Annotated in this window: 7 protein-coding genes; all 7 read left to right on the plus strand. The window is 26.8% G+C overall.

Annotated elements, in window-relative coordinates:
* Positions 1-606 (plus strand): LicD family protein (locus WBG30_RS08700; protein ID WP_424504260.1); only part of this gene is annotated, 606 nt, incomplete at its 5' end.
* A 16-nt stretch (positions 607-622) separates the two neighbouring features.
* Positions 623-2,101, plus strand: coding sequence for an oligosaccharide flippase family protein (locus WBG30_RS08705; protein ID WP_424504261.1), 1,479 nt, complete (start codon positions 623-625; stop codon positions 2,099-2,101).
* A gap of 73 nt (positions 2,102-2,174) precedes the next feature.
* A complete protein-coding gene (locus WBG30_RS08710) occupies positions 2,175-3,092 on the plus strand; it encodes an NTP transferase domain-containing protein (protein ID WP_424504262.1) in 918 nt (305 codons plus the stop codon).
* Positions 3,085-3,816 (plus strand): phosphocholine cytidylyltransferase family protein, encoded by a 732-nt coding sequence (locus WBG30_RS08715; protein ID WP_424504263.1) that lies wholly within the window; start codon positions 3,085-3,087, stop codon positions 3,814-3,816. Before WBG30_RS08710 ends, WBG30_RS08715 begins: the two co-directional genes overlap by 8 nt.
* A gap of 1 nt (position 3,817) precedes the next feature.
* A complete protein-coding gene (locus tag WBG30_RS08720; RefSeq protein ID WP_424504264.1) occupies positions 3,818-4,828 on the plus strand; it encodes a putative 2-aminoethylphosphonate ABC transporter substrate-binding protein in 1,011 nt (336 codons plus the stop codon).
* Positions 4,815-5,789 carry an ABC transporter ATP-binding protein gene (locus WBG30_RS08725; protein WP_424504265.1) on the plus strand — a complete coding sequence of 325 codons (975 nt, stop codon included), beginning with the start codon at positions 4,815-4,817 and terminating at the stop codon, positions 5,787-5,789. The genes WBG30_RS08720 and WBG30_RS08725 overlap by 14 nt, the downstream gene beginning before the upstream one ends.
* 2 nt (positions 5,790-5,791) lie before the next feature.
* On the plus strand, positions 5,792-8,032 hold the full coding sequence (locus tag WBG30_RS08730; protein ID WP_424504266.1) for a putative 2-aminoethylphosphonate ABC transporter permease subunit: 2,241 nt from the start codon (positions 5,792-5,794) through the stop codon (positions 8,030-8,032).
* The last annotated feature ends 5 nt before the right edge of the window (positions 8,033-8,037 follow it).

The raw sequence follows: 8,037 nt of genomic DNA on the forward strand, positions 1-8,037 counted from the left end.
GTGGAATTAGAGGGAAATAATATTTTTTTACAATCATCAGAGACAGATAAAAATTATAATAAGAAAATCCTTAAATTAAGAGATAGAAGCAGCAGATATATAGGAAGGCTAGAAAGTTATACTGAAGATTTTCATCAAGGAATAATGCTGGATATATTTGAAGTTATAGTATATTCAAATAAAATTTCAAGGTATTATAAATTATTGAAGAGAATTAGTTTTATAAAAAAGAAAAGTAATGGAAATTTAATGAAAAAAATAGGAGTCATGGTTTTAAATGTTTTAAAAATTAATAAAATATCAGAAAAGATATTAAAATCTTATAGATTAGACGAGACATTAGATTATAAAAATACTTTTTTAACGAATAATGAAGATGTTATAGATAAAGTTGATACAAGATATGTATTACCGTTATCTAAAATAGATTTTGAGGGATATTTATTTCCATGTCCAGGGAATAGAAATAAATACTTGGAGTCAATATATGGTAAAAATTATATGGAATTTCCACCAAAAGAGAGAAGGGTGCTACATGCTAAATATATTAATGTAGATGAGAGTTGTCATTACCAAAAAAAGTTGGACAAAGAAAATAAAAAATAAAAAATGAGGGTTAATTATGGAAAAATCGTTAGCTAAAAATTTTATGTATCGAATAATTTTAATGTTCTATAAAATCGTAGTTCCTATATTAGTTATTCCATATGTATATCGTATATTCTCTCCTACTAGCATGGGACAAATAGAATTTTCTAATTCTATAACAAATTACTTTGTAATCTTTGCAGGTTTTGGAGTTTATACTTATGGGTTACGAGAGATCAGTCGGGTACAGGATGAAGAAGAAAATAAAAAAAAAATGTTTACGGAATTGTTTACTATATCAGTCATAAGTGTGCTAGTGGTATTATCAATTTATTTAGGATTTGTATTCTTTAAATTTCCAAGTGGATTGTTAAAGAATTTTCTATGGATTAACTCTATAACTATATTTAGTTTTATATTTTATATAGATTGGATAAATGAATCTTTTGAAGATTATAGATTTATTACTAAAAAAAACATAATAATAAAGACTATTAGTATAGGGTTTATATTTTTAATTGTTAAGAATCCAGAAGATATCTATAATTATTTTATTATTTTGGTTTTAACAAATTTAATTAACAACTTATGGAGTTTTATATATATTAAAAAATATATTAAATTTAATTTTAAAAATTTGGAGTTTAAAAAATATTTACTACCTTTAGGAATGATGTTAATAATAAGTAATGTAAATATTCTATATACTCAGTTAGATAAGGTTTCTTTAGGTTTTTATTCAAATGTTAAAGAAACAGCATATTATGGTATAGGACAAAAAATCTTGAATATCATTCAAATGTTTATAATGTCTATAATAGCTGTATCGATTCCTAGACTTTCTTATTATTTAGGCAAAAATAAAGAGGCGTATTTGAAGTTATTAAATAAAATAATTTCCTATATGAGCTTTTTAATGTTTCCAATGAGTGTAGGAATAGTATTGCTGAGTAGAGAAATTACTATTTTCTTTGGGGGATTAAATTATGCTATCGCATATATTACTGTAGCGGTATTTGGAATTAGGTTGATATTTGTTGGAATTGAAAGTATATTGTCAAGTCAAGTGATGTTTCTTAATGGAAAAGAGAAACAAATGATTATGATAATTGGTTTTGCGGGAGTTATAAATTTTATAATGAAAGTAATGTTAGTAAATAATATTTTTGGGTTGGAATTTACTTCTTATAGTGCAATATTCACAACGATGTTAGCAGAGATAATAATAATTGGGTTAAATCTGATCTATATTAAAAGAAATTTGGATTACAAGATTGAATTATTTACTTTTGGAAACTTAAAATATGGCTTTATCTCTTTATTATTTATTCCGGTAGTATTATTAGTAAAGAGTTTTGAACTATATTATATATATAACATAGTAATGATACCGATTTTTTGTGGGATAGTATATTTGATAATTTTAATTTTATTAAAGGATAAAAATTTGATAGAGATACTAAATAAAGTATTACCAAATAAAATAAAAAGTAAGATTAAGTTTATGAATTAATTCATAAGCTTTTTCTTTACTCTGATCGTTCAAAGTAGTATGATTAGTTGTTCAACATTAAAAGGATGGTAAAATGAAAAAAATAAAATTATATAAATATTTATTATCTAATCCGATTGCTTCTCAACGAAAAATGGCAGAAGATTTAGAAATATCTGTAGGAACAATAAATAGTTTAATAAAAAAAGGAATATTAGAAAAAGAAATAGAAGTAAATGAAATTTCGTATAGGGAGAAGGAATATATACTGACATCTAAAGCTAAAGAACTATACCAATCCTTTGGAAAAGTTCAAACAGCAGTTATCTTGGCAGCGGGAGAGGAAAAAGAGTTTAACTTTCCTAGAAGTTTTTTAATGCTAGAAAAAGAAAGTCTATTAGAAAGACATATAAAATTGTTGAAAGTAAACAATGTAAAAAAAATAGTGGTTATAGTTGGACAGGAAATTGAACGATATGAAGAATTAAAAGAAAAATACAATTTAATAATAATAAAAAATGAACTATATAAGACTACTGGGACATTATATTCATTATCTCTTATAAAAAACTATATAAAAGAAGATTTTATATTAATTGAGGGAGACTTAATATATCAAGAGGTTGCCCTTAAATTTCTTTTGATCGATACTTCCTATAACAGTACTATAATTTCAGAAATATCTGATAGAAGCGACAATGTATATGTGAATATAGAAAATACTAATTTAACCAGGATTTCTAAAGATAGGTATAGTTTAGGGAATATAAGTGGAGAATTAGTTGGAATATCTAAGATCTCTTATCTTTTTTTTAAGGATATGTTGAAGGAGTTAGAAAGAAACAGTAACCCGTTATATTTTTATGAATATGCTCTAGAAAGAGTTTCAAGAGAGAAAAAATTAAAATGTTTACTCATTCCTAGTTTACTTTGGGGAGAGATAGATAATAAAAGGCAATACAATGAAGCAAAAAAATTATATAAAAAAATAAGGGAGAGAGAAGATGATTAAAACAGCGGTTGTTTTAGTGGCAGGAAAAGGTACAAGACTTAGAAGTGTTACCAACAATGAAATACCTAAACCATTTTTACCAATAAATGGGATATCTTTAATTGAAAGATCAATTGAAAAATTAACGGATTGTGGGATTGAAAAAATAATATTGGTAACTGGTCACTTAGATCATTTTTTTGAAGGATTGAAAAATAAATATTCAAATATTATTACTGTAAAAAATGAAGAGTTCGCCACTACAGGGAATATGAAGAGTTTTTATACTGCTAAAGAATTAGTAGGTAAAGAAGATGTTTTACTAATAGAAGGCGATTTAATCTATGAAAAATTAGGAATAGTTACACTGCTCAATTCAGAAAAAAAAGATGCAGTTTTATTATCAGAAGATAAATATTATGGTGATGATTATTACTATGAATTAATAGGTGATAAAATAGGAAAAATGAGTAATGATAGAGAAGACTTTAATGGAAAATATGCAGAATTAACAGGGATAAACAAGATATCAAATGGTCTTTATAAAGAGATGTGTGAATATTCTGAGAAATCAAGTAATAAAAAAATAGGGTATGAATATTGTTTAGAAGGGTTGTGTAAGGTAAGAGAAATAAATTATGAAAGAGTAGAGGGAGTTATTTGGGCAGAAATAGATGACGAGAATCAACTAAATCAAGTAATAGAAAGTGTATATCCAAAATTATTAAAAAAAGGAGAGAGATAATATGAAAAAAAAATTAATTATGTTGATGGGGTTAATTTTAATACTAGGCTTTACAGCATGTGATGGACCAAAGGAAGAGAAAAAAGAGATAACAGTATACTCATCTTTTGAAGAAGATTATATATCAGACTATATTGTAGAATTTAATAAGATATATCCAGATATAAAAGTAAATTTAATAAGAGATTCAAGCGGTATAATAGCGGCAAAAGTAGAAGCGGAAAAAGAAAACCCACAGGCAGATGTCTTATGGGGAGTAGCTGCAACAGGGTTATTACAGTATTCAGATTTGTATGAAGGGTTTGATTATGATGTGAATAATATTGATAATAAATTTTACGATACCAAAAGTATAAAACCAACTTGGGTAGGTGTTAGTGCGTGGATGACAGCATTTACTTATAATACAGTTGAAGGAGAAAAATTAGATTTAGAAGTGCCAAAATCTTATGAAGATTTATTAGATTCATCATATAAAGGTCAAATGATAATGCCAAATCCTGCATCTTCAGGAACAGGTTTTTTAACTGTTTCAGCGTGGATTCAAATGATGGGAGAGAAAAAAGCTTGGGCATATATGGATAAATTAAATGAAAATATGAATATGTATGTTCACTCAGGAAGTGCACCTACTAAAATGGCTGCACAAGGAGAAACTGTTATAGGTATTGGAATGGGATTCGAAAGTTTAACGCAAGAAAAAAATGGAGCTCCAATTAAAACAATATTCCCTATAGATGGTTCTGGATGGGAAGAAGAAATTGTTGCTTTAATAAAAAAAGATAATATTAAACCAGAAGCTAAAGAATTTGTGAAATGGGCAATATCAAAAGAAGCGATGAAAGAGTATACGAAGCATAGAGGATTCGTAACTAATAAAACTGTCAAATCTAATCTTTTTGGATACCCTAAAGATGTGGTGGGACAAATGATAAAAAATGATTTAGAGTGGGCCGCTAAAAATAGAGATAGGATTTTAAAAGAATGGGAAAATAGATATGGAAAAAAATAACAATTATTTAGAGATAAAAAATATAGAGAAAAGCTTTGGAAAGGTAGAGGTGCTAAAAGGCATCTCTATGTCTATTAATAGAGGGGAATTCGTTTGTTTCTTAGGTCCTAGCGGATGTGGGAAAACTACTTTACTAAGAATAATTGCAGGATTAGAAGAATTAAATAATGGAAATGTTATTTTAGATGATAAAGAAATAACAAAACTATCCCCTGCTAAGAGAAATCTGGGTATGGTTTTTCAATCTTATGCACTTTTTCCTAATATGACTGCATATAAAAATATTGAATTTGGTTTAAAAGCAAAGAGATACAAAAAAGATGAAATTAAAAAAAAAATAAATAAAATATTAGAAATGGTAGATCTAATTCATTTGGCAGATAAATATCCAAATGAAATGTCTGGGGGGCAACAGCAGAGGATCTCTTTGGCTCGTGCTATAGCTTTGGAACCAAATATTTTATTATTAGATGAGCCTTTATCAGCTTTAGATGCTAAAGTAAGGGAGAATTTAAGAAAAGAAATAAAGAATATTCAAAAAAATATGGGGATAACGACAATAATGGTAACTCATGATCAAGAAGAAGCTCTAACAATGGCAGATAAAATTGTAGTTATTAATGGTGGAGAAGTAATGCAGATAGGTACACCAGAGGAAATTTATACAAAGCCTGCCAATAGGTTTGTAGCAGATTTTATTGGAAAAATAAATTTTTTTAATGATACAAAAGGTGAAAGTATTTTAATTCGTCCAGAGGAATTATTGTATTCAGAAAAAGAGAAAGTTGGATATACTCAAGGGGAAATTATTCAGATTGAATTTAGAGGGGCTTTTTATAGAGTATCTTTGGATATAGGTGGAGAAGAAGTGTTACTCGATCTATTGTCAAAAGAGAAAAAAAAATTGAAGTTATCTTTAGGAGAAAAACTATACATAAAATTAGATTCTAAAGAGGTGTAAGAATGAATAAAGAAAAAATATTTAAAATAAGTTTTATCACCTTGGTAATTATATTTTTTACAGTGATTTTAATTTTGCCTTTGATAACTTTATTTATAAAGGGTTTTCAAAATAAAGAAGGACTTTATATTGGTTTTCAAAATTTTATAGATTATTTTAATAATCCAATTAGTGCTAGTTCGTTGGAACATAGTTTTTTAGTATCCATGATGACTACAGTAATAGTGATCATATTAGCATTATTTTATGCCTATGGAATCACAAGAACAGGAATAAAAGGAAAAATGATTTTAAGAGCAGTAGCATTGATCCCATTATTTGCTCCTACAATGACCCATGGTATAGCTCTAATATATCTTTTTGGTAAACAGGGATTGGTTACTAGATACTTAGGAATAGAATTACCTATATATGGATTATTGGGGATAGTAATGGCAGAGATAATATATATATTTCCTATATTATTTTTAATGCTCTCATTATCACTTAGTTCAACAGACTATAGGTTATACGAAGTAGCAGAGCTAATGGGTGTTAGCAAATTGAAAAAATTCTTAACAATAACTATTCCATCTATAAAATATACTTTGATAACAGGTTTTTTTGCTAGTTTTACACTTAGTTTTACAGATTTTGGAGCCCCAAAGGTTATAGGTGGTAACTATAATGTACTAGCTACAGATATATTTAAACAAGTAATAGGACAGCAAAATATTTCTATGGGTTCAGCTATAGGAATATTACTTATTGTTCCAGCATTGATTGCTTTTATTATTGATTTGATTGTTCAAAAGAAAAATAATGCATTAGACAACAGAGCAGTATCCTATGCTATTAAAAAAAATAGTGGTCGTGATTTTATTTATACAGTTTATAACTATACACTGATGTCAATTATTATGATATTTTTTGGTGTAATATTATTTGCATCTCTAGTTAAAACTTGGCCGTATGATATGTCGTTATCGCTTAGGTCATATAGTTTTTCATTGATGGGAGAAAGTATTTGGAAAATATTTGGAAACAGTATATTAGTATCATTTTTAACTGCATTATTTGGAACAAGTATTTGTTTTATAACAGCCTATTTTTTAGAGAGAGAAAAACAATTTTTGGTAATGAGAAAGATTGGGTATTTTTTATCGATATTACCCAATGCAGTACCTGGGTTGACTATAGGTTTGGCATATATATATTTCTTTAATAGTACTTCTAATCCATTAAATTTTTTATATGGAACTTTTGGTATTTTAATATTTGCAAATATTATTCATTTTTTTGCTAATCCATTTTTAACTATAACAGCAGCATTAAAGAAGTTAGATAGTGAATATGAGAGTATAGGTGAAATAATGGGAATACCTCAGTATAAAGTTATTAGTAAAGTAGTATTTCCTCTTTCTTTAGGAGCAATTTTAGAAAGTTTTTCATATTATTTTATTAATTCAATGATAACTATATCAGCTGTAGTATTTTTATATACAACTAAAACAAGATTAATTTCCATCGGAATGATAAATAAAAGTGATTCAGGAGATATAGCAGCAGCAGCAGCAATTGCGGTACTTATTATTCTAACAAATATAATATTTAAATTAATATTTAGTTTAGCTATTAAAATCGTGAAAAATAGAGTGAAAAGTCATAGAAGAAAAGATAAAAAATTAAGAGATAGACAAAGTAATTCTCTAGTAAATAATGGTAAAGAAGCATTTAATCTGTTATCAAAAGTTTCCAGGGAAACTAATATAAAGTATTGGTTAGAATTTGGAACTTTATTAGGTAAAATTAGAGAAAATAATTTTCTTTCTGATGATATTAATCTAAATATTGGTATGTATAAAAAAGATATAACATCTGAATTTTTAATTAATATGGAAGAAGTAGGATTTAAAAGGGAAAAAACTCTAACTATAAAAACTTTAGGGTTAAGAGGTTTAGTCTATGATTATAAAGGAGTAAAGATAGAAGTATATATATATGAAAAAAGAGAAGAAGGTTATATAGAGTCATTTTCTGTAGGAGAGAAGAATGAAATTATCTCTTATAGGTTTAAAACTATAATTTTACAAGAATCAAAATTTATGGGGGGAAGAGTGTGGATACCTAAAAATCCTGAAGATCATCTAAAAGAGATCTATGGAAAAAATTATGAATTACCAGATCCAAATTGGAAAGATGAGATGGGGAAAAATAGGAGAGAAGTAGAAAATCTAAAGATATTAAATATTAGGTTCGAATAAAGAAA

Source organism: Psychrilyobacter sp. (genome assembly GCF_049671765.1).
Taxonomy (GTDB): Bacteria; Fusobacteriota; Fusobacteriia; order Fusobacteriales; family Fusobacteriaceae; genus Psychrilyobacter.